The organism is Mesorhizobium sp. LSJC280B00, assembly GCF_000502835.1.
GTDB lineage: Bacteria > Pseudomonadota > Alphaproteobacteria > Rhizobiales > Rhizobiaceae > Mesorhizobium.
Map to the genome: position 1 here is coordinate 240,284 of NZ_AYVL01000004.1, position 25,925 is coordinate 266,208.

Annotated in this window: 19 protein-coding genes and 1 tRNA gene; 9 read left to right on the top strand and 11 right to left on the bottom strand. The window is 63.5% G+C overall.

The annotated features are described in order from the left end of the window. Positions 1–8 precede the first annotated feature (8 nt). Genes X773_RS47435 through X773_RS47450 form a run of 4 tightly spaced genes read right to left on the bottom strand, consistent with a single transcriptional unit; the run spans position 9 to position 4,444 of the window. Positions 9–785: an enoyl-CoA hydratase/isomerase family protein gene (locus X773_RS47435; RefSeq protein WP_023675371.1), complete on the bottom strand. Its 777-nt coding sequence runs from the start codon at positions 783–785 to the stop codon at positions 9–11. Then, on the bottom strand, positions 778–2,379 hold the full coding sequence (locus X773_RS47440; protein WP_023675372.1) for an acyl CoA:acetate/3-ketoacid CoA transferase: 1,602 nt from the start codon (positions 2,377–2,379) through the stop codon (positions 778–780). Before X773_RS47440 ends, X773_RS47435 begins: the two co-directional genes overlap by 8 nt. Continuing rightward, on the bottom strand, positions 2,376–3,392 hold the full coding sequence (locus tag X773_RS47445) for a Gfo/Idh/MocA family oxidoreductase (protein WP_023675373.1): 1,017 nt from the start codon (positions 3,390–3,392) through the stop codon (positions 2,376–2,378). Before X773_RS47445 ends, X773_RS47440 begins: the two co-directional genes overlap by 4 nt. Further along, complete coding sequence (locus tag X773_RS47450) at positions 3,389–4,444, bottom strand: LacI family DNA-binding transcriptional regulator (protein WP_023675374.1); 1,056 nt, start codon at positions 4,442–4,444, stop codon at positions 3,389–3,391. Before X773_RS47450 ends, X773_RS47445 begins: the two co-directional genes overlap by 4 nt. Positions 4,445–4,686: 242 nt before the next feature. Here X773_RS47450 and X773_RS47455 point away from each other — a divergent pair, with 242 nt between their 5' ends. Beyond that, positions 4,687–5,838: a dihydrodipicolinate synthase family protein gene (locus tag X773_RS47455; protein WP_023675375.1), complete on the top strand. Its 1,152-nt coding sequence runs from the start codon at positions 4,687–4,689 to the stop codon at positions 5,836–5,838. Positions 5,839–5,999: 161 nt separating this feature from the next. Next, entirely contained in the window at positions 6,000–6,962 is a 963-nt protein-coding gene (locus X773_RS47460; protein WP_023675376.1) for a GDP-L-fucose synthase, read from the top strand. Between the two features lie 66 nt (positions 6,963–7,028). On the opposite strand, the gene X773_RS47465 is transcribed toward X773_RS47460, so the two are convergent. Both X773_RS47465 and X773_RS47470 read right to left on the bottom strand, forming a co-directional pair. Then, a tRNA-Val gene (locus X773_RS47465) sits at positions 7,029–7,103 on the bottom strand. 103 nt (positions 7,104–7,206) lie between these two features. Then, positions 7,207–7,569: a response regulator gene (locus X773_RS47470; protein WP_006199474.1), complete on the bottom strand. Its 363-nt coding sequence runs from the start codon at positions 7,567–7,569 to the stop codon at positions 7,207–7,209. A 153-nt stretch (positions 7,570–7,722) separates the two neighbouring features. Here X773_RS47470 and X773_RS47475 point away from each other — a divergent pair, with 153 nt between their 5' ends. The 3 genes from X773_RS47475 (at position 7,723) to X773_RS47485 (ending at position 10,376) form a co-directional block, all read left to right on the top strand. After that, positions 7,723–8,664: an N-formylglutamate amidohydrolase gene (locus tag X773_RS47475; protein ID WP_023675377.1), complete on the top strand. Its 942-nt coding sequence runs from the start codon at positions 7,723–7,725 to the stop codon at positions 8,662–8,664. A 328-nt stretch (positions 8,665–8,992) separates the two neighbouring features. After that, positions 8,993–9,766 carry a histidinol-phosphatase gene (gene hisN / locus X773_RS47480; protein ID WP_023675378.1) on the top strand — a complete coding sequence of 258 codons (774 nt, stop codon included), beginning with the start codon at positions 8,993–8,995 and terminating at the stop codon, positions 9,764–9,766. A gap of 100 nt (positions 9,767–9,866) precedes the next feature. Beyond that, on the top strand, positions 9,867–10,376 hold the full coding sequence (locus tag X773_RS47485) for a hypothetical protein (protein ID WP_023675379.1): 510 nt from the start codon (positions 9,867–9,869) through the stop codon (positions 10,374–10,376). 19 nt (positions 10,377–10,395) lie between these two features. Here the strand turns inward: X773_RS47485 and X773_RS47490 are convergent, their stop codons facing one another. After that, positions 10,396–11,367, bottom strand: coding sequence for an alpha/beta hydrolase (locus X773_RS47490; protein WP_023675380.1), 972 nt, complete (start codon positions 11,365–11,367; stop codon positions 10,396–10,398). 475 nt (positions 11,368–11,842) lie between these two features. On the opposite strand from X773_RS47490, the gene X773_RS47495 reads away from it, so the two are divergent. Beyond that, positions 11,843–12,307, top strand: coding sequence for an Hsp20 family protein (locus X773_RS47495; protein ID WP_023675381.1), 465 nt, complete (start codon positions 11,843–11,845; stop codon positions 12,305–12,307). A gap of 90 nt (positions 12,308–12,397) precedes the next feature. On the opposite strand, the gene X773_RS47500 is transcribed toward X773_RS47495, so the two are convergent. After that, positions 12,398–13,450 carry a low specificity L-threonine aldolase gene (locus X773_RS47500; protein ID WP_023675382.1) on the bottom strand — a complete coding sequence of 351 codons (1,053 nt, stop codon included), beginning with the start codon at positions 13,448–13,450 and terminating at the stop codon, positions 12,398–12,400. Between the two features lie 475 nt (positions 13,451–13,925). Here X773_RS47500 and gltB point away from each other — a divergent pair, with 475 nt between their 5' ends. Together gltB and X773_RS47510 are read left to right on the top strand one after the other, a co-directional pair. Further along, complete coding sequence (gene gltB, locus X773_RS47505) at positions 13,926–18,656, top strand: glutamate synthase large subunit (protein WP_023675383.1); 4,731 nt, start codon at positions 13,926–13,928, stop codon at positions 18,654–18,656. Between the two features lie 143 nt (positions 18,657–18,799). Beyond that, entirely contained in the window at positions 18,800–20,254 is a 1,455-nt protein-coding gene (locus X773_RS47510) for a glutamate synthase subunit beta (RefSeq protein ID WP_023675384.1), read from the top strand. Positions 20,255–20,276: 22 nt separating this feature from the next. On the opposite strand, the gene X773_RS47515 is transcribed toward X773_RS47510, so the two are convergent. After that, entirely contained in the window at positions 20,277–21,524 is a 1,248-nt protein-coding gene (locus X773_RS47515; RefSeq protein WP_023675385.1) for a DUF459 domain-containing protein, read from the bottom strand. Between the two features lie 26 nt (positions 21,525–21,550). Next, positions 21,551–22,777 carry a lytic murein transglycosylase gene (locus X773_RS47520; protein WP_023675386.1) on the bottom strand — a complete coding sequence of 409 codons (1,227 nt, stop codon included), beginning with the start codon at positions 22,775–22,777 and terminating at the stop codon, positions 21,551–21,553. 207 nt (positions 22,778–22,984) lie between these two features. Here X773_RS47520 and galU point away from each other — a divergent pair, with 207 nt between their 5' ends. Next, positions 22,985–23,890, top strand: a complete 906-nt coding sequence (gene galU, locus X773_RS47525) for a UTP--glucose-1-phosphate uridylyltransferase GalU (protein ID WP_023675387.1) — start codon at positions 22,985–22,987, stop codon at positions 23,888–23,890. 132 nt (positions 23,891–24,022) lie between these two features. On the opposite strand, the gene X773_RS47530 is transcribed toward galU, so the two are convergent. Next, complete coding sequence (locus X773_RS47530; protein WP_031211367.1) at positions 24,023–25,789, bottom strand: outer membrane beta-barrel protein; 1,767 nt, start codon at positions 25,787–25,789, stop codon at positions 24,023–24,025. Between the last annotated feature and the right edge of the window lie 136 nt (positions 25,790–25,925).

Below are 25,925 nucleotides of genomic sequence, written 5' to 3' on the forward strand. Positions count from 1 at the left end.
CCAGGTCCCTAAGATCTCGAGAACGCCGGCTTCTGCTTGGCCTTGAAAGCCTCGACGCCGGCTCTGAGATCGCTTGTCAGCGCGATGAAGCCGCTGGCCAGCGCTTCGGTCGCGGCAGCACTCTCTTCGCCCTCGGCGATGGCAATCATCAGCTTGGCGGCTTCGGTCGCGAGCGGGCCGCGCTCGGCGATCTTGCCGGCCCAGGCCTTGGCTTCGGCGAACGCCTTGCCGGTCTCGACCACCCGGTCGACAATCCCCAGAGCAAGAACCTCGGTAGCCAGAAACACCTCGCCGCCGAGCGCCATCCGCCGCACTGCCTGCGCGCCGAAGCGGCGCACGGCGCGCTGGGTGCCGGACCAGCCGGGAACGACGCCGATCGAGGTTTCGGGGAACCCCAGCTTCACCTGTGTTTCCGCCACGCGGAAGTCGCAAGCGGCCGCCAGTTCGAGCCCGCCGCCCAGCGCATGGCCGGCAAGCACGGCGATCGTCGGCTGCCGCAGCCGCGCCAGCCGGTCGAAGACGCGATGGCCGTAGCGCACCCATTGCACCTGGAAATCGGCGGCGCTCATTTCCGCCCAAGCCTCGACATCGCCGCCGGCGCAAAAGCCCTTGCCTTCGCCGCAGATCAGCACGACGCGGACGCCGGTTGCTGTCTCGGCCTCGTCGAGCGCCGCTTCGAGCGCCCGCAGCATCGGAATATCGAGCGCGTTGAATTTCTCCGGCCGGCGCAGCGTGACAATGCCGATGGCGCCGTCGGTTTCAAAGGTTACCAGACGCTCAGCCATGTGCGCCTCCAAGCGACGCGTCGTCATTGAGCGACAGGCCGATCGGCCGGTCCCGGTAGAGCGCATCCGGTGTGATATTCAGGTCGCTGGCGACGGCGAGCGGGATCTCGGCCTGCGCCAGCACATCGCGCTCAAGGTCGATGCCCGGCGCCAGCTCCGTCACCATCAGCCCTGCCGGCGTCAGCTTCATCACGCAGCGCTCGGTGACATAAGTGATGTCTTGTCCCTGCGCGACGGCACGCTTGCCCGAGAAGGAGATATGCTCGACCTCGCCGACGACTTTCTTGACCTTGCCCTCCTGGTCGATGCGGATGCCGCCACCGGCAAGCGACAACTTGGCGCCGGCGTTGAAGAAACCGGAAAAGACGATCTTCTTCGCCCGCGCGGTGATGTCGACGAAGCCGCCGGCGCCGGCGGTGACGTGGGGCCGCGCCGAAAGCTTCGAGACATTGACAGAGCCGTGGCGGTCGATCTGCAGGAAGGACAGCAGCGAGGCGTCGAAGCCGCCGGCCTGGAAATAGATGAACTGGTGCGGCGAGGGCATGAAGGCGTCGGCATTCGACGAGCAGCCGAACTTGAAATCGAGCAGCGGCACGCCGCCGACCGCGCCCTGTTCGATGACCCAGGTGACCTTGCCGTGCTGGCCTTCCTCGAGCAGGATGCGTGGCACGTTGGCCGAGATGCCAAAGCCGATATTGACCGCCATGCCGTCGGCAAGCTCCATGGCGACGCGGCGCGCAATGACCTTCTGGACGTTCATCTCGGCGTTGCGAAAGCTCGACAGCGGCCGGAAGATCTCGCCGGAGATGGCCGGATCGTAAGGCGTCAGCGTCGTCTGCAACTGGTCGGGCGCCACCACGATATGGTCGACCAGCACGCCGGGCACGCGCACATCGTGCGGCTTCAGCGTGCCGTTCTCGACGACGCGCTTGACCTGCGCGATGACGATGCCGCCATTGTTGCGGGCGGCCAGCGCCTGTTCGAGGCCGCCGAGATAGGCACCCTCATGCTCATAGGTAAGGTTGCCGCGCTCGTCCGCCGTGGTGGCGCGGATGATCGCGACCTGCGGTACGATCGAGCGGAAATAGAGCCATTCCTCGCCGTCGAACTGCTGCACCGAAACGATCGGCTCGCTGGCGGCAGCATTCATGGCGCAACCCTGATGGCGCGGGTCGGCAAAGGTATCGAGCCCGACCTTGGTCAGCACGCCGGGGCGCTTGGCCGCGGCCTCGCGATGCATGTCGAACAGGATGCCGGACGGCACGTTATAGGCGGCGACCGAATTGTCGCCGATCATCTTCCATATCTGCGGCGGTTCCGACGATGACGGCCCGGACGGATAGGAGCCGCACAAAGTGCGCTTCAACAGGCCGGGCTTGGCTAGATGGTCGATGCCCTTGATGCCGTACATGTCACCGGCGGCGATCGGATGCAGCGTCGTGATGTCCCTGGGATGGCCTTCCGCGTCGAAGCGCTCGCCGACGGCGGCCAGCACCGCATCCGGACAGCCGAGGCCGCTCGACGATGACACGGAAACGACCATGCCATCCCTGATCAGGCCGGCAGCTTCAGCCGCTGAAACGAGCTTGCTCACGCGGCGCTCCCGAGCTTCGGGTCGATGGCAACGGCGTTTCCGGACCTGGCCGATTGCAATGCCGCCTCGGCTGATGTCAGCGACCAGACGCCGTCCTCGCCGGTGGCGGACGGCTGGCCGTCGCCACGGATCGCTGCGTGGAATTCGCGCAGCGAACGGGCATAGAGGTCTTCGCGGTCGAAGCTCAATTCCTCCTCGCCCTGTGCCGTGCGAAGCAAGACCGAGCCGACCGGCTTCTGCGTCATCACATTTTTGGCGATCAGCGAGCCTTCGCTGCCATGCACCTCGAAGCCGGTGCCGGCGAATTTTGTCGTGAAGCCCTCATGCGATTGGGCGATGACGCCCGATGCGAAGCGCCAGAGGCACATGGCGCCGTCTTCCAGTCCGCCGGCGGCCATGCCGGCCGATTGCGTGAATGCCGAGATCTCGACCGGATCGTCGCCGAGCACGAAGCGCAGCGTATCGGCATCGTGGACGGTGATGTCGAGCACCACGCCGCCGCCGGCGTCCGGCCTGGTGATGCGCCAGCCCTGCAGGTTTTCCGGCAGATAGACAGAGTGGAAGACGCGCGCGGCGATCGGCCTGCCGATGCGGCCGGCAGCGATCGCTTCGCGCATCGCCCGATGCGAGCCGGCATTGCGCAGATGGTGATTGGTGCCGAGCACAACGCCGGCGGCCCTGGCCGCCGCGACCATCTTGCGCGCGTCGGCGCTGGTCAGCGCCAGCGGCTTTTCGCACAGCACATGCTTTCCCGCCTCGATGGCGGCGAGTGCCTGTTCGAGATGCAATTCGTTAGTGGTCGAGATGTAGACGGCGTCGATATCGGATTTGAGCAGGGCGTCGAGCGTCGAGATCGCCGCCGGAATGCGGTTTTCACTGGCGTAAGTGGCGGCGCGCTCCGGGCTGGAGCTCATCACCGCGGCGATCTCGCCGTCCTTCTGCGCGCGGATGGCGCCGATCATGAACTGTCTTGCGATCGTGCTGGCGCCGATCAGCCCCCAACTGACGGTCATGCCGCGTCTCCCATTCCTGCACAGCCATGCTCCTTGCGATCGGGGCCGCAGCTTTCCCTGACCACGAGGTTGACGGCGCCGATATGATCCTCGGCGCGCGTGGTGCGCGATTGGATCATCTTCAGCACGACATGGGCGGCGCGCTCGCCGAGGCCGGCGGTGTTCACCGCGACGCTGGTCAGCGCCGGCATATAGTGCTCGGCCTCGGCGACATCGTCGAAGCCGACGACGGCAAAGTCCGCGCCGGGTTCCAGGCCGCGCTTGCGCAGCGCCAGCAAGACGCCGAAGGCGACCGCATCGTTGAAGCAAAGGGCCGCGGTCGGCGGCGCGGCCATGGCAAGTGCGGTTTCCAGGCAGGCAATACCGCCCTTGCGGCTGGTTTCGCCCTCGAAGACCAGCCTGTCGGCCGGTTCGATGCCGAGCGCTTCACAGGCCGCGCGAAAGCCGCCCAGGCGCTCGTGATAGACGACAAGGTCGGACGAGCCGCCGAAGAAGGCCAGCCGGCGATGGCCCTTGCCGATCAGATGGGCGGTGGCGAGATAGGCGCCGCGATGATTGTCGGGCGTGATCACCGGGATACGGCTTTCGGGAAGCCGGCGCATGACGAAGACGACCGGAACGCCTGCGGTCTCAAGGCGACGGAACGCGCCAGGCGTGGTGCCGCGCGCCGGCGACACGACGAGCCCGGCGACACCCTGCTCCATCAACGATTTCAGAACCTCTTCCTGACGCACCGGGTTTTCAGCCGTATTGGCGATGAAAGGCACGATGCCGGCCGACTGGAAGACGCGCTCCATGCCGACCGCGAGCTCGGCGAAAAACGGATTGGTGAGATCGTTGATGACCATGCCGATGACGTTGGAATGGGCCTTGCGCAGATTGGCGGCGCCGCGGTTGTAGACATAGCCGACGTCCTCGATCGCCTTGCGCACCTTGAGCGCGGTTTCGGGCCGGATCAGCCCGCTGCCTTGCAGCACCAGCGATACCGTCGATTTGGACACGCCCGCCTCACGGGCGATGTCGAGTATCGTTGCCTTGGCCCGGCTGGCCATCCAGATCTGTCCTCCCGGTGGTTTCTTGTGCGATTTTATTGGAACGATCTAATCCCTGCGGCGCATTTGAGTCAATCGCGTTTTTGCGAAGCCGGGAAAAATGCGGCTCGGCGGCGCAATTCTCCGGCAAGCAGGGCTTTCGGCTGCTGCGATGCAGCAATTTTCGCTGCACGAGGCAGGGGGCAAAATATCTTGATTTGTTGGAACGTTCCATTTAATAGGCGTTGGTAAGGGAGAGAGCCATGGACATCACCTTGCCCGGGGAAGGCGCCGGCCGTGTCCGCTACCGGCTTGTCGGCCAGCCGGTGCAGCCTGTGGCCGGCGCTCGCTTCTCGCGCATCGCCTACGCCGCCGCCCATGTCGTTGCCGATCCCCTCGCCATGGCCGATCCGTGGTCGAGGCCCGCGGTCGACTGGGACAAGACGATGGCGTTTCGCCATCACCTCTGGCGGCTTGGCTTCCGTGTCGCCGAAGCGATGGACACCTCTCAGCGCGGCATGGGTTTCGACTGGGCGAATGCCAAGGAATTGATCCGCCGCTCGATCGCCGAGGCGCGCAGCGTCGAAGGCGCCGATCTTGCGTCGGGCGCCGGCACCGACCATCTGGCGGGGGGCGCCAGCAGGCTAGACGATGTCATCGCGGCCTATGAAGAACAGCTCGGCTTCATCGAAGGGCTTGGCGGCAAGGCGATCATGATGGCCAGCCGGGCGCTGGCGGCGGTCGCCAAAGGCCCCGACGACTATATCGGCGTCTACGACCGCATCCTGTCCCAGGCCTCCGGCAAGGTCGTCCTGCACTGGCTGGGCGACATGTTCGACCCGGCGCTGAAAGGCTACTGGGGCAGCAGCGATTTCGAAACTGCGCTGGAGACGGTGGTCGCGATCATCGAACGCCATGCCGGCAAGGTCGAAGGCATAAAGATATCGCTGCTCGATGCCGGCAAGGAGATTGCGCTCAGGGACCGGCTGCCTGAGGGCGTGCTGATGTTCACCGGCGACGATTTCAATTACCCCGAGCTGATCGCCGGCGACGGCGACAGACATTCGCACGCGCTGCTCGGCATTTTCGATGCCATCGCGCCGGTCGCCAATGCAGCGCTGGCAAGGCTGGCCGACGGCGACCGCGCCGGCTATGACGCGCTGATGGCGCCGACAGTGCCGCTGTCGCGCAAAATTTTCGAGGTGCCGACCGAATATTACAAGGCCGGCATCGTCTTCATGGCATGGCTGAACGGCCACCAGGAGCATTTTTCGATGATCGGCGGCATGCAATCGGCGCGCGGCATCCGTCACTATGCCGATGTCTTTCGCCTTGCCGACCAGGCAGGGTTGCTGGCCGACCCCGAGCTTGCCATTGCCAGAATGACAAGCCTCTGCGCGGTAGCGGGCGTCTGATCGCGAGCGCTACAGCGTCGATCCAAAGGTTGCTTCGGGTGGCTTTGCGATTTGCCTTGTCTGGGCAAATCTGTATGCGGTATGCGTCCGGCAACAGAGAAGCCGATCCGGCGCTCCGCCGGCCAACTGGCATAGCTGCCGTTCTGCATTGGGGTAAGCTGATGACCTTCGACCTTCAGGGCAAGCGCGTTTTCGTGGCCGGACATCGCGGCATGGTCGGCTCGGCCATCCTGCGCAGATTGGCCGACGAGGATTGCGAAGTCCTGACCGCCTCGCGCGCCGAGCTCGATCTTCTCGACCAGGCCGGCGTGCGGCGCTGGATGGCCGACCGCAAGCCGGATGCAGTGGTGATGGCGGCGGCCAAGGTCGGCGGTATCCTGGCCAACAACAGGCTTCCGGTCGATTTTCTGCAGGACAATCTCGTCATGCAAAACAATGTCATCGACAGCGCCTTCCGCAACGAGGTGCAGAAGCTGCTGTTTCTCGGTTCATCCTGCATCTATCCCAAATTCGCGGCGCAGCCGATCTCCGAGGACGCCTTGCTGACCGGGCCGCTCGAGCCCACCAACGAATGGTATGCGATCGCCAAGATCGCCGGGCTGAAACTGTGCCAGGCCTATCGGCGCCAGTACGGCGTCGACTACATCTCGGCGATGCCGACCAATCTCTACGGTCCGGGCGACAATTTCGACCTCAATTCCAGCCATGTCGTGCCCGCTCTGATGCGCAAGGCGCACGAGGCCAGGCGCGCCGGCCGCAAGAGCCTGGAGGTGTGGGGATCAGGCACGCCGATGCGTGAATTCCTGCATGTCGACGACGCCGCCGACGCGCTGGTCTGGTTGCTGAAGAATTATTCGGGCGACAGCCACATCAATGTCGGCTCGGGAGAAGACATCACCATTGCCGATCTTGCCCGCACCATCGTGTCGGTCGCTGGCGCCGATGCCGCGATAACGTTCGATGCGACGAAGCCGGACGGCACGCCGCGCAAGCTGATGGACGTGTCGCGTCTGTTCGCCACCGGCTGGCGCCCGCGCTACTCGCTGCGCAGCGGATTGGAACAGACCTATGCCTGGTTTCTGGAGCACGTCGAGACCGGCGATCTGCGCCTCGGTGCGGCCTGAGGCCGGTATAGGCCGGGAACGTCAGTCGACGAAAAATACCGACGGCCAATTGAGGGATTATCTGGATGGTGGGCGTGACAGGGATTGAACCTGTGACCCCTGCAATGTCAATGCAGTGCTCTCCCGCTGAGCTACACGCCCATCCGAAGCCGCGCATACACCATTTTTGGTTCGGCACGTCAATAGCGGGAAAAGCGAAAGAATGGCTGGCTTGCCGGGTCGGTCAAGACCCGAGAAAAACGCGTCAGGCGGCCTGCAGCATCTTTTCGACTTCGTTGACGAGGTCGCGCAGGTGGAACGGCTTCGATAGCACCTTGGCGTCTTTCGGCGCCTTGGAATCAGGGTTCAGCGCGACGGCGGCAAAGCCGGTGATGAACATCACCTTGAGGTCGGGATCGATCTCGGTGGCGCGGCGGGCGAGCTCGATGCCATCCATCTCCGGCATGACGATGTCGGTCAGCAGCAGCGAAAAAGGTTCCTCGCGCAGCCGCTCATAGGCACTGGCGCCATTGTCGAAATCGCTGACCTGATAGCCGGCGCGCTCCAGCGCCTTGACGAGGAACCGGCGCATGTCGTCATCGTCTTCCGCCAGCAGAATGCGTGCCATCTTGTCCCGTCCGAATCACCCAACCGACAATGCCGTGCGGCAAGCCCGTTAACCATGCTGTATATGAGGAGGTGACGGTAAACATCAAGTGAACGTTGGCCGCACAATCCTGATTTGGCTGGCGCTTCGGCGGCTGGACATGCGGGCGGCGAGGTGGCACTTTCCTATCATGATGCATTGGTATTCCCGGGTTCGTTCAAATTGAAAACGGCAGCCGAGGATTTTTCGGTCGTTCCTCCCTTCGAAATCCGATCGGGCGCCGAACAGCGCGTTCCCTTCCTCTTCAACTCGCCGCATAGCGGCCGCTACTATCCGGAGCGGTTCATGGCGATGGCCAAGCTGGACCGCAACGCTATCCGTCGCTCCGAGGACTGCTATGTCGAGGAATTGTTCGGCGGCGCCGTCGCGCTCGGGGCGCCGATGCTGGCGGCAAACTTCCCGCGCGCCTATCTCGACGTCAACCGGGAGCCGTGGGAACTCGACCCGCGCATGTTCGCCGAACCGGTGCCGTCATTCTGCAACATCCGCTCGGCGCGGGTGGCCGGCGGGCTCGGCACCGTGCCCAAGCTGGTCGGCGAGGGGCTCGACATCTATTCCGGCCGCTTGCCGCTGGCGGAAGCCGTGGCGCGCATCGAAGCGGTCTACAAGCCCTATCACGAGACGCTGAAACGGCTTTTGACCAGAACCCATGCGCGCTTCGGCTACGCCGTGCTGATTGACTGCCACTCGATGCCGGCAAGCATAAGGGTCGGCGACAGCGGATTGCGGCCGGACTTCATCGTCGGCGACCGCTTTGGCATTTCCGCCGCGGCGGCGTTGACCGAGACGGCGATCGGCCTGCTCACCGGCATGGGCTACAGCGTCGCCCACAACAAGCCTTATGCCGGAGGCTTCATTACCGAGCACTATGGCCGCCCCGTGCGCCATCTGCATGCGCTGCAGATCGAGGTCAATCGCGGGCTCTACATGAATGAGCGGACGTTCCAGAGATCGGCTGGTTTCGACGCCCTGGCCGACGATCTGGCGCGGTTTTCGGCCGAACTGATGGCGATGCCCGATCACAATTTCATGGATCTGCCGCTGGCCGCCGAATAGCCGCGGAATCGCGGTACTCGCCGCTCATGCGGCAGCGTAAAAAAAGACCGCATCGTTTGCACGACACGGTCGAAGTCTAGGGAGGAAACGCCCAAGGAGGGCATGGACAGGAACCCCTGTCCGAGAACAAACGTATTGTGCGCTGCACAAATGTCAAGGCGCGTTCCGGCTTTTTTAATTCACTGTGAAGTGGAAACTGCATTTCCATGACGGCGGCGTTGCATTCGAGCAACAGTTGGCACCATGCGAAAGGCTCCGAACGCCCTTGTTTCGGCATAAATCCGTAGGCAAACGGGTATCTCCAAACATGCTGGAGCGGGAGAATCAGTTGGACATCAGCATCGAGTTCATGCGGCGCATTGCGCGTGCCGCCGCAGCCGAGACCTTGCCGCGCTTCCGCAACCAGGGCGCGGTCAACAACAAGGAGCGCGGCAGCTTCGACCCGGTCACCGAGGCCGACCGCGAGGCCGAGCGCGCCATCCGGGCGCTGATATCAGCGCAATACCCCGATCACGGCATTCTCGGCGAGGAACATGGCAGCGAAAACATCTCCAGCCGGCATGTCTGGGTGATCGATCCGATCGATGGAACGCGCGCCTTCATTTCCGGCCTGCCGGTATGGGGAACGCTGGTCGGGCTGACGGTCGACGGCGATGCCGTCGCCGGCATGATGTCGCAGCCCTTCACCGGCGAGTTGTTCTACGCCAATGCTTCCGGCTCGCACTATGAAGGTCCCGGTGGCCCCCGAAAACTCGCAACGCGCAAGACGACGAATCTCGCCGAGGCGACGCTGTTCACCACCACGCCGGCGCTGTTCAAGGGAGACGCGCGCCTGCGCTACGACCTGTTCGAGCAACAGGTCCAGCTCGCCCGTTACGGCACCGACTGCTATGCCTTCGCCATGGTGGCGGCGGGCAGCGTCGATATCGTTGCCGATCCCGGATTGAAACCGTACGACATCGTCGCGCTGATCCCGATCATCGAGAAGGCAGGCGGCGTTGTCACCACCTTCGAAGGCGGACCGGCGGAAAAGGGCGGCGACATTTTGGCGGCGGCGACACCGGAACTGCACGCGGCGGCGATGGCGGCGCTGCGCGGCTGAGATTGGGCATACTGCCCAGGCGAGATCGTTGCCATACCTCCTGACAGGATGATGTCAGTTGGCATGCGCTATGGAACGCTGTCAGCCGGGAGGATCATAGATGCCGACGCAGCCAGCAGCCAGCCATTCCGATGCTCCGGCGGACGGGCGGGCCGATTTCGATTTCTTCTTCGGGCGCTGGACCGTCGGCCATCGAAGATTGCAGAAGCGGCTGCAGGGCGACGGCAACTGGGATGTGTTTGGCGGCACGTGTGACGTGCGGCCGATCCTTGGCGGCCTCGGCAATATCGACGACAATTGGATTGAATTGCCCGGCGGGCCCTATCGCGCCGCCACCTTGCGGACCTTCTACCCGGCGGCGAGGCAATGGTCGATCTGGTGGATCGACGGCCGCAATCCGTCGACCATCGATGTTCCGACGCGCGGCACTTTCGTGGCGGGCGTCGGCACGTTCCTGTGCGAAGACGTATTCGACGGCCAGCCGATCCAGGTCCGCTTCCTGTGGTCGCGGATCACGGACAGGTCGGCACGCTGGGAGCAGGCTTTTTCGCCGGACGGCGGCAAGACATGGGAGACCAACTGGATCATGGATTTTGCCCGCGTGAGCTGAAGCCGGACAGGTATGCGGCTCAGACGTCACCGGTTCCTGGGATGAAGGCATCGAATGCCGCAAGCAGTTGCTCGCGATAGAGGTCGGCTTCCTGGAGGATCTCATGGCGAGCGCCGTCGATCATCACCAGCGAGCCGACGCGCAGACGTCTCGCATAGGCTTCGACTGCCCTGGTCGAGACGACCTGGTCGGCGCCGGCGGCGACCATCAGCAAGGGCACCTGGATCTTGGCCATGAAATCGGGGTCGCTGACGATCAAGGACGCCTCGGTGGCCGCCTTCAGCCAGCGGATCGTCGGTCCGCCGAGCGCCAGCTGCGGATAGGTTTCGTAGATCAGCGTGTTGCGCCGATAGCGCGCCGGGTCGCTGGTCAGCTTGTTCATGGCGAAGGGCACTGATTCCTTCGGTCGCGGACCCCATGCGGCATAGAGCCGGCCAAGGCCGAGAAGGCAGAACAGCGAACAGGTGCGGCGAACGGTTTTTATCGAAACCGGCAGGTCGGGCACGGTGAAGAATGGTGCGATCAGCACCATGCGGCGCACGCGGTTCGCCATCGAGGGCGCGGCGAGCAGCGCGATCACCGCGCCGGCCGAATGGGCCAGTATGTAGTAGGGTCCTCGGCAATCGGGCAGCACGATCTCTTCGAAGAACTGCTCCAGATCGCCGGTATAGTCGAAGAAGCTCTGGACGTAGCCGCGCTGTCGGTCGCCGATCATCCGGTCGGAAGCGCCCTGGCCGCGCCAGTCGAGGGTTGCCACGCCAAAACCCCGGTCGGCAAGGTTGCGAATGGTCTCGAAATACTTCTCGATGCATTCGTTGCGGCCGGTCAGGACGACGACGGTGCCCTTCATCGGGCGGGCAACCGCGGCAAACAGACCATAGCGGATCTTCGTGCCGTCGCGCGTGGTGAAGAAGCCGCCGGCCGCGTTTTCCGGCAGCGGATTGCCCGGAGTTTCGTGGAACAGGGGGGGCTGGTGGAAAAGATCGGTCATAGGGTGTTTGGTTGGCGTCGGTGCCGGCGTGGGCGCAAGTCAGGCATAAACGCCCATGCGCCAAAAGCAAAGGAATTCGGCACGCCGGGGAGGTCGACCCATGCAGCAAACAAGTGAGGCCGGAAGCAGCCTTGGGCGTGCTTCCGGCCCCTGTCGACCCGGGAGGAAGGGACGTTACACCCGGTTCGGCCTCGTCGTGTCGCCTTTTCCGGCGACCTGTTCGTGATCTCGAGAACAGTTTTAGTGCCGCCTGGCTGAACGCTCACCGAAGCCACGGTTCATCTGCCGTTCATCGGCATCGGGACGTGGGCCGGGACCGGTCCCGTTCGGACGCGGGAAAATCTTGAAATGCCGTCGCCGGCTTCCCAAATTTGTCATGCGGTCGCCAATGTCGGGGCCGCTGGCCCATCCGGAACGCCGTCACGGGTTTCGCACCGGCCATACGCAACCTTGTTGCTCAACAGGAGAACACACCATGCGTCACGTTGATTTTTCCCCGCTCTACCGTTCGACCGTCGGTTTTGACCGGCTGTTCACCATGCTCGATTCGCTTGCGCAGCCGGAAGGCCAGACGTATCCGCCTTACAACATCGAGCGCACGGGCGAGGATGCCTATCGCATCTCGATGGCTGTGGCCGGCTTCTCGGAAGATGAGATTTCGATCGAAGCTCACCGCAATGTGCTGACCGTCAAGGGTGAGCGCAAGGAGGAAGGCAATGGCGAAGGCTCCGAACTGCTCTATCGCGGTATCGCCAGCCGAGCCTTCGAGCGCCGCTTCCAGCTTGCCGATCACGTCGAGGTTGTCGGCGCCGCGCTGAAGAACGGCCTGCTCTTCGTCGACCTCAAGCGCAACATCCCCGAAGAGCTGAAGCCGCGCAAGATCGCGATCACCTCGGCTCCGGCCAAGGCCAAGCAGATCGAGGCCAAGACTGCCGCCTAAGCCAGGCAGCTAAACTCCGGGACGCCAACTCCCCGGGAAGAAAGGGCGGTGCAGCAATGCGCCGCTCTTTTTGCTGGTGGGCAAGGCTTGCTATCCGGCGAGCAGGTAGCCGAAACGGTCGACCTCGTCGGGCGTGGTCGCGAAGCTGGTGACAAAGCGATAGAGCGCTTCGTCTTCGCCAATGTAGCTGTCGTAGCCGAGCGGCCTGTGCCAGTCGTGGAAGGCCGCCCCTGCCGCTTGCATTCTTTCGGCCTCGGCGTTTTTCATGACTGCGAAGACCTCGTTCGCCTGCGGCAGCCAGGCCAGCCGGGCCGAAGGGGAATCTTCTATCGCCGCGGCGAGCCGTGCCGCCATCGCATTGGCGTGCCGTGCTGTGTCGAGCCATAGCCCACCCCTGAAATACGCATCGAATTGCGCGGCGATGAAGCGCGATTTCGAGAACAGCTGGGCCGCGCGCTTGCGCAAAAAGGCCAATTCCTCGGCTCGCTCGAGGTCGAACAGCACGATCGCCTCGGCGCACCAACAGCCATTCTTGGTGCCGCCAAAGGAGAGGATGTCAACGCCATGCTTCCAGGTCATTTCGGCCGGCGTCGTTTCCAGCGCGACGAGCGCATTGGCAAAGCGGGCCCCATCCATGTGCAGCGGCAGTCCATGCTGCTTTGCGATCGCCGAAATCCTGGCGATTTCGTTCAGCGTGTAGACGGTGCCGACTTCGGTCGACTGGGTGATCGAAACGGCAACCGGCCGCCCGGAATGGACGTTTTCGGGTGCGAAACGGTCCACCGCCCGTTCCAGATTGCCGGCATCGATCCTGCCGAGTGCGCCTTCGACTGTATAAAGCCGCGAACCGCCGGTGAAATATTCCGGTGCACCGCATTCGTCCTCGATGACGTGCGATTCGCGATGGCAGAAGGAAATGCCGCCTGGCTTGTTATAGGTAGTCAGCGACAGCGAATTGGCAGCGGTGCCGGTGGCGACGAAAAACACCGCGACCTCGCATTCGAAGATTTCATTGAAGCGCTGGTAAACGGCCTTGTCGAGGGCACCGTCGCCATAGGCGGTGGAGAAGCCGTCGGCATGGGCCGACAGGCCGGCAGCGATACGGGGATGGGCGCCTGCCCAATTGTCGGAAGCGAAAATCATGCGTCTGCCTATGCTGGGGAAATCGATGCGAGCTTGGCCGCTTTCGCATGCCGGCCGCAAGTGGCAGATGCCGAAAATCCGCTAAAGCCAGCGAAACGCATGAGCGTAGATGCAGCGACCGAAGGCTACGCTGACACGGCGTTCCGCGCAATTTTCTGTCGCGAAAGCTTCAAGAATTTTGTGAATCGGTCTTGTGTGCATCCAAAATTTCTGTCATAAAAATTTAGGACAGTAGTGCTGTCTTATTTTGTCGCACAAAACTGGCCGCATTGGCATATGATTGCGCCTCTGCGGCATTGCCGCGAGCGACAGCTAGACAGCCTGGCTCCGGCCTGTACGAATACCATATGCGAACCATGCGGAAAGCCGCACGGTCGGCAAGAATTTCGCAAGACGTGCCGCAAGATTGGAAGGGGAGCCACGCGCTTCCCGACGGAAACCAGCGCCCGAAGGGGGCGGAACGGAGGACAGGACGATGACGGACATGACGCCATCTGCGACGAACGCCGCGCAGACGAAAGCGGCAGCCGTCAAAAATCCGTCCCTGACCAATATTGGGCGAACCAGCACCGGCTATGCCGCGCACGGCCTCTATGATCCGCGCAACGAGCATGATGCCTGCGGCGTCGGCTTCATCGTCAACATGAAGGGCGGCAAGTCGCATCAGATCGTCGAGGACGGCCTTGCCGTGCTCGAAAACCTGACGCATCGCGGCGCCGTCGGCGCCGATCCGCTGATGGGCGACGGCGCCGGCGTGCTGGTGCAGCTGCCGGACCGCTTCTTCCGCGAGGAGATGGCCAAGCAAGGGGTCGAACTGCCGAAGCCCGGCCACTATGCAGTCGGCCATGTGTTCATGCCGCGCGACCCGGAGCTGCAGGCGCATATCGAAGGCATCATCGCCGAGGTGGCGCAACTCGAGGGCCAGCCGCTGCTCGGCTTTCGCGACGTGCCGGTCGATAATTCGTCGCTGTCCAAGGCGCCCGACATCGCCGCTTCCGAGCCGGTGCACCGACAGGTATTCCTGGGCCGCGGCGCCGAGATCGAGAACGACGACGATTACGAGCGGCGGCTCTACATCCTGCGCAAGGTCATTTCCGGCCGTATCCATGAGGAGACCAAAGGCGTCGACAACGGCTTCTATGTCGTCTCGATGTCGTCGCGGACCATCGTCTACAAGGGCATGTTCCTGGCCTATCAGGTCGGCGCCTACTACAAGGACCTCACCGACCCGCGTTTCGAGACGGCGCTGATCCTGGTCCACCAGCGCTTCTCGACCAACACGTTCCCGTCGTGGAAGCTGGCGCATCCCTACCGCATGGTCGCCCACAATGGCGAGATCAATACGCTGCGCGGCAACGTCAACTGGATGGCGGCGCGGCAGGCCTCGGTCGATTCCGAACTGTTCGGCAACGACATCTCGAAGCTGTGGCCGATCTCCTATGAAGGGCAGTCCGACACCGCCTGCTTCGACAATGCGCTCGAATTCCTGACGCAGGGCGGCTATTCGCTCGCCCACGCCATGATGATGCTGATCCCGGAAGCCTGGGCCGGCAACAAGCTGATGGGTCAGGACCGCAAGGCCTTCTACGAGTATCACGCAGCCCTGATGGAGCCGTGGGACGGGCCGGCGGCGGTTGCCTTCACCGACGGCCGCCAGATCGGTGCCACGCTCGACCGCAACGGGCTGCGGCCGGCACGCTACATCGTCACCGACGACGACCGCGTCATCATGGCCTCGGAAGCCGGCGTGCTGCCGGTGCCGGAGGAAAGGATCGTCAAGAAGTGGCGGCTGCAGCCCGGCCGCATGCTGCTGATCGACCTGGACAAGGGCCGCATCGTTTCCGACGAGGAGATCAAGTCGGAGATCGCGACCAGGCACCCCTACAAGAGCTGGCTCGCCAACACACAGCTCATCCTCGAGGATCTGAACCCGGTCGAGCCGCGCGCCCTGCGCAGGGATGTCTCACTGCTCGACCGCCAGCAGGCGTTTGGCTACACCCAGGAGGACACCAAGCTGTTGATGTCGCCGATGGCGACCACCGGCCAGGAAGCGGTCGGCTCGATGGGTACCGACACGCCGATTTCGGCAATGTCGGACAGATCAAAGCTGCTCTACACCTATTTCAAGCAGAATTTCGCACAGGTCACCAATCCGCCGATCGACCCGATCCGCGAGGAGCTGGTGATGAGCCTGGTGTCCTTCATCGGGCCGCGGCCCAACATCTTCGATCTTGTCGGCAATTCGCGCCGCAAGCGGCTCGAAGTGCGCCAACCGATCCTGACCAATGGCGATCTGGAGAAGCTGCGCTCCGTCGGCCACACCGAAGACCGTTTCGACACCAAGACGATCGACATCACTTACGGTTCGAATGAAGGCGCGGCCGGCATGCAGGGCGCCATCGACCGGCTATGCGAGCGCGCCGAGGCGGCGGTCGCCGGCGGCTACAATATCATCATCCTGTCGGACCGTCAGCTCGGCCCGGACCGCATCGCCATTCCGGCACTGCTGGCGACTGCGGCCGTGCACCATCATTTGATCCGCAAGGGATTGCGCACGTCGGTTGGGCTCGTCGTGGAATCCGGCGAGCCGCGCGAGGTGCATCATTTCTGCTGTCTCGCCGGCTACGGCGCCGAGGCGATCAATCCCTATCTCGCTTTCGACACGCTGCTCGACATGCACAAGCGTGGCGAATTGCCGGCGGAGGTCGATGCCTACGAAGTCGTCTCCCGTTACATCAAGTCGATCGGCAAGGGCATCCTGAAGGTGATGTCCAAGATGGGCATCTCCACTTACCAGTCCTATTGCGGCGCGCAGATATTCGACGCCATCGGGCTCAAGTCGGACTTCGTGCAGAAGTACTTCACCGGCACGGCGACGCTGATCGAAGGCGTCGGGCTGGACGAGATCGCCGCCGAAACGGTCAGCCGCCACACCGACGGCTTCGGCAACGACCCGGTGCTGCGCAACAGCCTCGAGGTCGGCGGCGAATACATGTTCCGCATGCGCGGCGAGGCCCATATCTGGTCGCCCGACGCAGTGGCGACCTTGCAGCACGCCGTGCGCCAAGGCTCGTGGGAGACGTTCAAGGACTATTCCGCCCAAATCGACAGCGAGACGGCGCAGGCGCAGACCATTCGCGGCCTGTTCAAGATCAAGCTTGCGCAAGAGACCGGGCGTAAGAAGGTCAAGCTCGACGAGGTGATGCCGGCGGCCGATATCGTCAAGCGCTTCTCGACCGGGGCGATGTCCTTCGGCTCGATCTCCAGGGAAGCGCACACGACACTGGCGCGCGCCATGAACGCCATCGGCGGCAAGTCGAACACCGGCGAGGGCGGCGAAGAGGCCGACCGCTATCTGCCACTGCCGGGCGGCGGCAAGAACCCCGAACGCTCGGCAATCAAGCAGGTCGCTTCGGGACGCTTTGGCGTCACGGCGGAGTATCTGGTCAATTCCGACATGATGCAGATCAAGGTCGCGCAAGGGGCGAAGCCCGGCGAGGGCGGCCAGCTGCCGGGCCACAAGGTCGATGCGACCATCGCCAAGGTCAGGCATTCGACGCCGGGCGTCGGCCTGATCTCGCCGCCGCCGCATCATGACATCTATTCGATCGAGGATCTGGCGCAGCTCATCTACGACCTGAAGAACGTCAATCCGGCGGCCGACGTATCGGTCAAGTTGGTCTCGGAAGTCGGCGTCGGCACGGTTGCGGCCGGCGTCGCCAAGGCGCGTGCCGACCACATCACCATATCAGGCTATGACGGCGGCACCGGTGCCTCGCCGCTGACCTCGCTCAAGCATGCCGGCAGCCCATGGGAGATGGGCCTTGCCGAGACGCACCAGACGCTGGTGCTCAACGGCCTCAGGTCGCGCGTCGCGCTGCAGGTCGATGGCGGCCTGCGCACCGGGCGTGACGTCATTATCGGCGCACTGCTCGGCGCCGACGAGTTCGGCTTTTCGACCGCGCCGTTGATCGCGGCCGGCTGCATCATGATGCGCAAGTGCCATCTCAACACCTGCCCCGTCGGCGTCGCGACACAGGACCCGGTGCTGCGCAAGCGCTTCAAGGGCACGCCCGAGCACGTCATCAACTTCTTCTTCTATGTGGCGGAAGAGGTGCGGGCGCTGCTTGCCGAGATGGGCTACACCCATCTCGACCAGATCATCGGCGACACCGACCTTCTGGAAAAGCGCGAGCTGATCCAGCACTGGAAGGCACGCGGGCTCGACTTCAGCAAGATGTTCTACAAGCCCGATGCGCCGCACGAGGCGGTGCACTGGACCGAGCGGCAGAAGCATCCGATCGACGACGTGCTCGACCGCAAGCTGATCGAACTCGCAAAGCCGGCGCTCGAAGCCAGGCAGCCGGTCAGTATCGAACTGCCGATTCGCAACGTCGACCGTTCGACCGGCGCCATGCTGTCGGGCGAGGTGGCAAAGCGCTTCAAGCACAAGGGCCTGCGCGAGGACACGATCTCGGTCAAGCTCACCGGCACGGCCGGCCAGTCCTTTGGCGCCTTCCTGGCGCGCGGTGTCTCGTTCGAACTGGTGGGCGCTGCCAACGACTATGTCGGCAAGGGCCTGTCGGGTGGCCGCATTGTCATCCGCCCGCCGGAGAACACGAAAATCGTTGCTGCCGAGTCCATTATTGTCGGCAATACCGTGCTCTACGGCGCAACCGAGGGCGAGGCCTATTTCTGCGGCGTTGCCGGCGAGCGTTTTGCCGTGCGCAATTCGGGTGTCGCCGCCGTCGTTGAAGGCGTCGGCGACCATGGTTGCGAATACATGACCGGCGGTATCGTCGTCGTCATCGGCCAGACCGGCCGCAACTTCGCCGCCGGCATGTCGGGGGGCGTCGCCTATGTGCTCGACGAGGCGGGTGATTTCGCCGAACGCTGCAACATGGCGATGGTCGAGCTGGAGCCGGTTCCGGAAGAGGACGACCTGATGGAAAAGCTGCTCCACCATGGCGGCGATCTCGACCATAAGGGCCGTGTCGACGTATCCGGCGATATGACCAGCCATGACGAGGAGCGGCTCTACCAGCTGATCTCCAACCACGTCCACTACACCGGCTCGGTACGAGGTCGCGAAATCCTCGACGACTGGGCGACTTTCCGGCCGAAATTCCGGAAGATCATGCCGGTCGAATACCGCCGCGCGCTGATCGAGATGGAGCGGATGCGCATGAACGTGGCGGCGGAATAGATTTGGAAATTGCCGGGAGGCCGTGCGTCCCGGCAACCCTCTTCATCAACAATCCTGACCTCGGACTGAAGGTTGCCACAGCTGCCTTATGAGGTTAACGGGTGCGTCGCCAGGCGTGCCTTCCGGACAGTAGGGACTGGACTATGGGCAAGGTAACAGGGTTTCTCGAGATCGACCGGCAGGTGCACAAGTACCAGCCGGCTTCCGACCGCATCCGGCATTTCCGCGAGTTCACGCTGCCGATGTCGGACAAGGAGGTCGAGAAACAGGCCGCGCGGTGCATGGATTGCGGCATTCCGTATTGCCATGGACCGACCGGCTGCCCGATCCACAACCAGATCCCGGACTGGAACGACCTCGTCTACAATGGCGACTGGGAAAACGCGATCCGCAACCTGCATTCGACCAACAATTTTCCGGAATTTACCGGCCGCATCTGCCCCGCACCTTGCGAGGAAGCCTGCACGCTGAACCTCGAGGATATTCCGGTCGCCATCAAGACGATCGAGCAGGCGATTGCCGACAAAGCCTATGAAACCGGCCATATCCGGCCCTATCCGCCGGAACGGAAGACCGGCAAGCGCGTCGCGATCATCGGCTCGGGGCCGGCAGGCATGGCGGCTGCCCAGCAACTCGGCCGCGCAGGCCATGACGTTCACGTCTATGAGCGCGAGAGCCGGCCGGGCGGGCTGATGCGCTACGGCATCCCCGATTTCAAGATCGAGAAGCATTATATCGACCGGCGCATCGAGCAGATGCAGGGCGAAGGTGTCAGCTTCCATTGCGGCGTCAATGTCGGCGTCGACAAGCCGGTCGCCGAACTGCTCGCCGAATATGATGCCGTGCTCTATTGCGGCGGTTCCGAAACGCCGCGCCCGGCCAACATCCCGGGCGACGATCTCGACGGCGTGCACGACGCCATGCCCTATCTGGTGCAGCAGAACAAGCGTATCGGCGGCGAGCCGATCCAGTCGGTCGCATGGCCGTCGCGCCCGATCGTCGCCGGCGGCCAGCATGTCGTCGTCGTCGGCGGCGGCGACACTGCCTCAGACTGCGTCGGCACCGCCTTCCGCCAGGGCGCGGTGCGCGTCACCCAGCTCGACATCCGGCCGCAGCCGCCGGAAAAGGAAGACAAGCTGTCGGTCTGGCCCTACTGGGCGACCAAGATGCGCACGTCATCGTCGCAGGCCGAAGGCGCCGAGCGCGAATTCCAGGTGGCGACGCTTGAATTCATCGGCGAGGACGGCCAGCTGACCGGGGTCAAATGCTGCGAGGTCGACGAAAAGCGCAAGCCAATCGCCGGCACCGAATTCGTCATCCGCGCCGATCTCGCGTTCATCGCCATCGGCTTTGCCGGGCCAGCCGCTCGCGGGCCGGTCTCGGAACTCGACGGGCAGATGAAGATCGTCACCGACAGCCGCCGTTCGAAGAATGTCGAGGCCAATGACCGGGACTACAGGACCAGCGTCGAAAGGCTCTATACGGCGGGCGACGTGCGGCGCGGCCAGTCGCTGGTCGTCTGGGCGATCCGCGAGGGCCGCCAGGCGGCGCGCGCCATCGACGAGGCGCTGATGGGATCGAGCGTGCTGCCGCGCTGAGCCCGTTCCGAAGAGGTTCTGTTTACTGGCGGATCGCCGTCGTCGTATCGGATGCGGCCGCCGTCGCAGGCTGTGTCTTGGGTGGCCACGAGAAATCGTCGGCACGGCCCGGTGAGGCGTCGGGCGCCTTGCCCTCGATGACAAGCCTTTCGCCCGGCAAATGCTTGTCCGCTTTTGCCGGCGGGGCGGCGCCGAGAAGTTCCGAGCCGCCGTCCAGCGCCGGATCGCTGAGCAGCATCGGCACGGTGCGATCGACAGCTATCGGTGCGGCAGCAGGTGACGGCGCCTCGACGGGAGCGCCGGCCGGGGCAGAAGCCGGGACCACGCTTCCCGGCGCGGCCAGCCCAAGGATCTTCATCAGCGGCTTTTCGGTATAGAAGGCGAGCTTGCGCTTGCCGGCCTTCGACATGTTGATGCCGTCGTCGGAGCGCAGGCGCACCGATTGGCCGTTGATGTCCGGTCCGCTGGTGATGAAGGCGCCGTTCTCGTCGACGAACCCGTCCCAGACGTCGACGAATTCGCCGCCGTGGCTTTCGGCGGACGAGCGGAAGATGTCGTTGAAGGCCAGCATGTCGGAGGTCATTTTCGAGACCCGGAAGGCCGGCATGCCAACCCACAGATACGGCACCTTGGTTGCTGCGATGGCCTTGCCGAACGCTTCGGTCCGGCGCTCGTATTCCTTGGTCCAGTTTTCGGATCGCGGCTGCTCGCGCACATCGCCGACGCGCATCTGCTGCCGGTCGTTGGATCCGAGCATGACGACGACGGCTGCCGGTTTTTCGGCAGCGATCAGCGACTTGACCTGGTCTGGCCAGTTGTAGACATCGTCACGCACGAAGCCGGACGATCCGTTGGCACGGACGACGATCCTGACGCCGGTGTTCTCGGCAAAGGCGGCGTCGAGCCCCTCAGCCAGCCCAGACGCCATGAAATCGCCGACCACCAGAACGACGCGTGCATCCGGCGCCTTCTCGGCCACCGGGGTTGTCGGCTCGGCCGGCGGCGGCCGGCGAACTGACCGGGGCTTTCTCAGCTTGGGCCTGGGCTTTGTTCTCTGGAATTCTCTCTGGAATTCGGGCGGCGGCTGCTCAAACCGCTCGCTTCTGCGCGGAAACAACAGGTCGCGCAGCGACCAGCCACGACTTTCCGGCTCCTGCGCCATGGCCGAGGTATGAAAGGCACTGGCGGCGCCGACTGCCAGAACGGCGATCGCCAGAACCAGGATCGGCACGCGACGAACGATTAACCGGATGCGCGCAGCCGAAACCAATCACCCTCTCCATCCCGCAACCGGCTCTAGTTCTGCCTGAGCCATTTGAGCACTTCCTTGCTCGGATACCCGTCCTGGGTCAAGCCGGCCTTTGCCTGGAAGGCCATGATGGCGGTTTTCGATCCGTCACCGATCTTGCCGTCGAACTTGCCGTCGTAATAGCCGTGCTCGGAAAGTCGCTTCTGAAGCTCCTGCCTTTCCTCGAAGGAGAGCTTGGTAAACGGTCGCTTCCAGTCCTGCACAAGCCCGCCATAGCCGGCAATTTCGTCGGCAAGAAGGCCCACGGCGAGCGCATATTTGTCGGCATTGTTGTAACGCTTGATGACCGAGAAATTCTTGATCATCAGGAAAGCCGGCCCGCCGCGGCCGCCGGGCAGCTTCAACGTCGCCTTGTCCGCACCGTTCTTGAACGGCTTGCCGTTGGCACGGCTGACCCCCAGCGCCTGCCATTGCGACAGCGACTTCGAGCCTCCGGGCAGCTTCTTGCCGTCCGGAAGGCTGACCTCATAACCCCAGGTCTTGCCTGCTTGCCAGCCGTTCTTCCTCAGCAAATTGGCGGCTGTCGCCAGTGCGTCGGGAATCGAATTCCAGATGTCGCGCTTGCCGTTGCCGTCCATATCGACCGCATAGGACTGGTAGCTGGTGGGGATGAACTGGGTATGGCCCATCGCGCCGGCCCATGAGCCGCTGAGATGGCTTTCGTCGATGTCGCCGGTCTGCAGGATCTTCAGCGCCGCGATCAGCTGGGTGCGGGCAAATTTCGCTCGCTTCGGGTCGGCATAACCAAGCGTCGCCAGCGAGCGCACCACATTGCGCATGATATCATCGCGCTTGAGGGTTTCGCCGTAGTTCGATTCCATAGACCAGATGGCCAGCAGGATGTAGCGGTCGACGCCGTATCTTGCCTCGATCCTGTCCAGCCAAGGCTTCCATTTCCTTGCCATCTGCTGGCCGACGGCGACCGACTGGTCATGGACGCGGTTGTCGAAATAATCCCAAGCGGGTGCGGTGAATTCGGGTTGAGTACGGGCCTTTTCCAGCACCACCGGGTCAGCATCGTTGATGCCCTTGAATGCCTGGTCGTAGACGGAGCCGGAAACGCCGCTCGCCACGGCGGTAGCACGGAAGCTGGCGACCCATTGGCGGAAGCCGGCATCGGCAAAAGCCGACCCGCTGGGCATGAGCAAGGCAAGCGAGAGGCTGGCGGCCGTCAGGACGCTGGTGAAGCGCCTTGCGGCGTTGCGAACGGACATCTTTTCCTCCTTCTTCATCTCAGGAAGACTATTCATCGCCGAACCCGGTTAGCATTTGGTTTACCATAGGTGTCGTCCGGGGTGAAAAGATGCGTCAATGCTTTACCAGCTGAGATTTCTGACCCGCCGTTCAGTAATCCTCGATTTCGGCATGAAAATGTCTCGAATCGGGATTGCCGAACAGTCATGCAAATGGATAATTGGCACATGAAGAGAGTTCGCAAGGCAGTGTTCCCGGTTGCCGGTCTCGGCACGCGCTTTCTCCCCGCCACCAAGGCCATTCCCAAGGAAATGCTGACGGTCGTCGACAGGCCGGTCATCCAGTATGTGGTCGATGAGGCGCGCGAAGCCGGGATCGAGCATTTCATCTTTGTGACCGGCCGCAACAAGGCGGTCATCGAGGATCACTTCGATGTCCAGTTCGAGCTCTACGACACGCTTGCGCAGCGCGGCAAGGACGACCAGCTCGCCCGCCTGCAGCGGCTGCAGCCGGCGCCGGGGCAGACCAGCTTCACCCGCCAGCAGGTACCGCTCGGCCTTGGTCACGCCGTCTGGTGCGCGCGCGAGCTCGTCGGCGACGAGCCCTTTGCGCTGCTGTTGCCCGACATGATCATGCAGTCGGAAAAAAGCTGCATGAAGGACATGGTCGAGCTTTACGCCGAGACCGGCAACAACATCGTCGCCGTGCAGGAATGCGATCCGGCCGAGGCGCACAAATACGGCATTGTCGGCCGCGGCGAGGACGCGCATCACGGTTTCCGCATCACCGGCATGGTGGAAAAGCCGAAGACCGGCACGGCGCCGTCGAACCTCTACATCAACGGGCGCTATATCCTGCAGCCGGAGATATTCAAGATACTCGAAGGTCAGGAAAAAGGCGCCGGCAACGAGATCCAGCTCACCGATGCAATGCTGAAGCTGCAGAAGCAACAGTCCTTCTACGGCTACCACTACCGCGGGCGGACGTTCGACTGCGGCTCGCCCGAAGGCTTCGTCGAGGCCAACGTTGCCTTCGCACTGTGGCGCAGAGACATGAATGCCAGCATGGCCGGTGTCATTCGCACGCTTCTCGACGAACTCGCGCCGTCAGAACGCCGCGGCGTAGCCTTGTAGTTTCAACACCGGTTGCCGCGCTGATCGGCTAAAGCGCGCCGCGTTCGACCGGCCTCATGCGACGCGCTTTAGGTTCTTGTTTTACGCAAGTCGTTATCGCAAAACCGCTGCACACTTTTGCGCGACATGCATTTAGCGCTGCAACTTCAAGCCGACGAAGATACTGTTGGCCGTGTAGTCGCGCCCAACCAGGTTGCTGGTCAGTTTTTCAGTCCTGGCGCGGGTGGTGAGCCCGGTGTAGCGGTTCAGCCACCACGTCAGCCCAGCCTCGGCGCTCAGCGTCAAATCATGATCGTCGGAGCCGGTATAGTCGCGCCATTCAAGGCCGAGAGCGGCATTTCCGGTCAGGTTGGCGCGGATCTGCCGCTCGCCGGTGAGGCTGCCGGAATAGAGCATGTCGCCGCTTTCGCCCGCATTCGTCGTGTTCTCGGCGGTCGTCTGCGCGGTGAGCCCGATCGTGGTGCCGCGTTCCGGCGACCATTTGAGATCGGCATTGACCGTCGCGCCCGAAATAGCCGGCAGGGCATCGTCGTCGATAGCTTCGCGCAGCCAGCCGACCGAGAACTCGCCGCTAAGCTTCTCGCGGAGATCGAGCTCGACGCCGGCCCGTGCGCCAAGCCTGGTCGAGGAGCGCTGGAAGCCGTTTGGATCGACGCGCAAATCATAAGCGCGCCGGCCGATCTCGATTTCGGTGAACGGGGTGATGGCAGGCGAGATCTCGTAACCGGTACGCAAAATGGCCGTGTAGAGCGTCGAGTCGCGGCCCTTCTGCGACAGCGATCCGCCCGACGAAAGCTTGGCGTCGCCAAAGATGTCGTGCTCGACCGCGCCAGTCAGCGCGAAGCGCATTTTGCCGGCATCCTTCTCGACGGCGAGACTGCCGTTCACGGTCTGGCGCACCGGCTGGCCAACGGCGCCGACGACCGCGTCCGGCGCCGAGGCCGATTCGGGCAAGGCCTCATAGCCCAGCTTGGCGATGGCGCGCAGATCATTGTCGAGATCGATGTTGAGTGTGCCGTCGACGCGGCCTTGCGCCTCGTGAATGTCATAGCCGGACAAGGTTTCGCGGAAGATGCCATAGCCCTCAACCGTCGCCGAATTCTCCCGCCAGTCGGAGACGGCGTTGAAGCGCAGCGTCGTTTCCGACAGCAAGGCCGGCTTGCCGAGGCTGCTCGAATCGGCGTTTGTCGAAGACGTCAGGCCTTGCTCGAGCGTCGGCCGGATCACGAAGGAGCCGAGCTTGATGCCGGTGGCAGCGAACGGGTCGTCCTCGTTCTTGTTGTCCTGGCCTTCGATGGCTTCGGTGCGCTCGGCGCCAGGGTCGAGCTTGAGCCTCTCGGCGGAATCGATGGTGACGGCACGGCGGTTGACCGTATCCTGCTCGTCTATGGCGGCGGTATCGGTGTCGTCGGTCGCCGCCGCGGCTGCAGTCGCGGTTCTCTTGCGCTTCTGGCTGTCAGCGGTCTCGTCTTCGGCGTTGGCCGCATTGGCGGCGCGTTGCGTCGCGCTTGGCCGCCGTCGGGGGGGCGGAGCAGGGTTGTCGGGAAATGGATCGCCGCTGGCCGCTGGTTGATCGAAAGTGCCGCCGGTTGTGGCCGCCTCGCCCGTGCCGTCGTCAGGCAACGCCCCTTGGCTGGCCGGGCGATAGGTAGGCAGCGGCGTATTGTCGTTGGCGGTTGCAGCAGCCTGCGCGGCTTGGATTCCGGCTATGCTCGATTGCCTGATCTTGTACTGCTGGTCGTCCAGGATTGTCGATTCCGAAACCTCGCCGCGCAGCTCGGTTTCCTGGGCGCAAAGCAGTGCCGGCCGCGACAACGCAAAGACACTGGTTGCCAGCAGCAAAGCGCAGACCGCCTTGCCCTTTCGTCCCATTTTGTTTTGAGGCTGAAACCCGGACATCGGCACCACTGCTTGCGCGGCGCACGGGCGCCATACTTACGAAACCGTAAATGGGGATGGTTAACGGAGCGTTGAGGCATGGCCCGTCAGGAGGTTCGGGACGGCAATTCCGTTGGACAGGCGCGCGCCGAAGCGC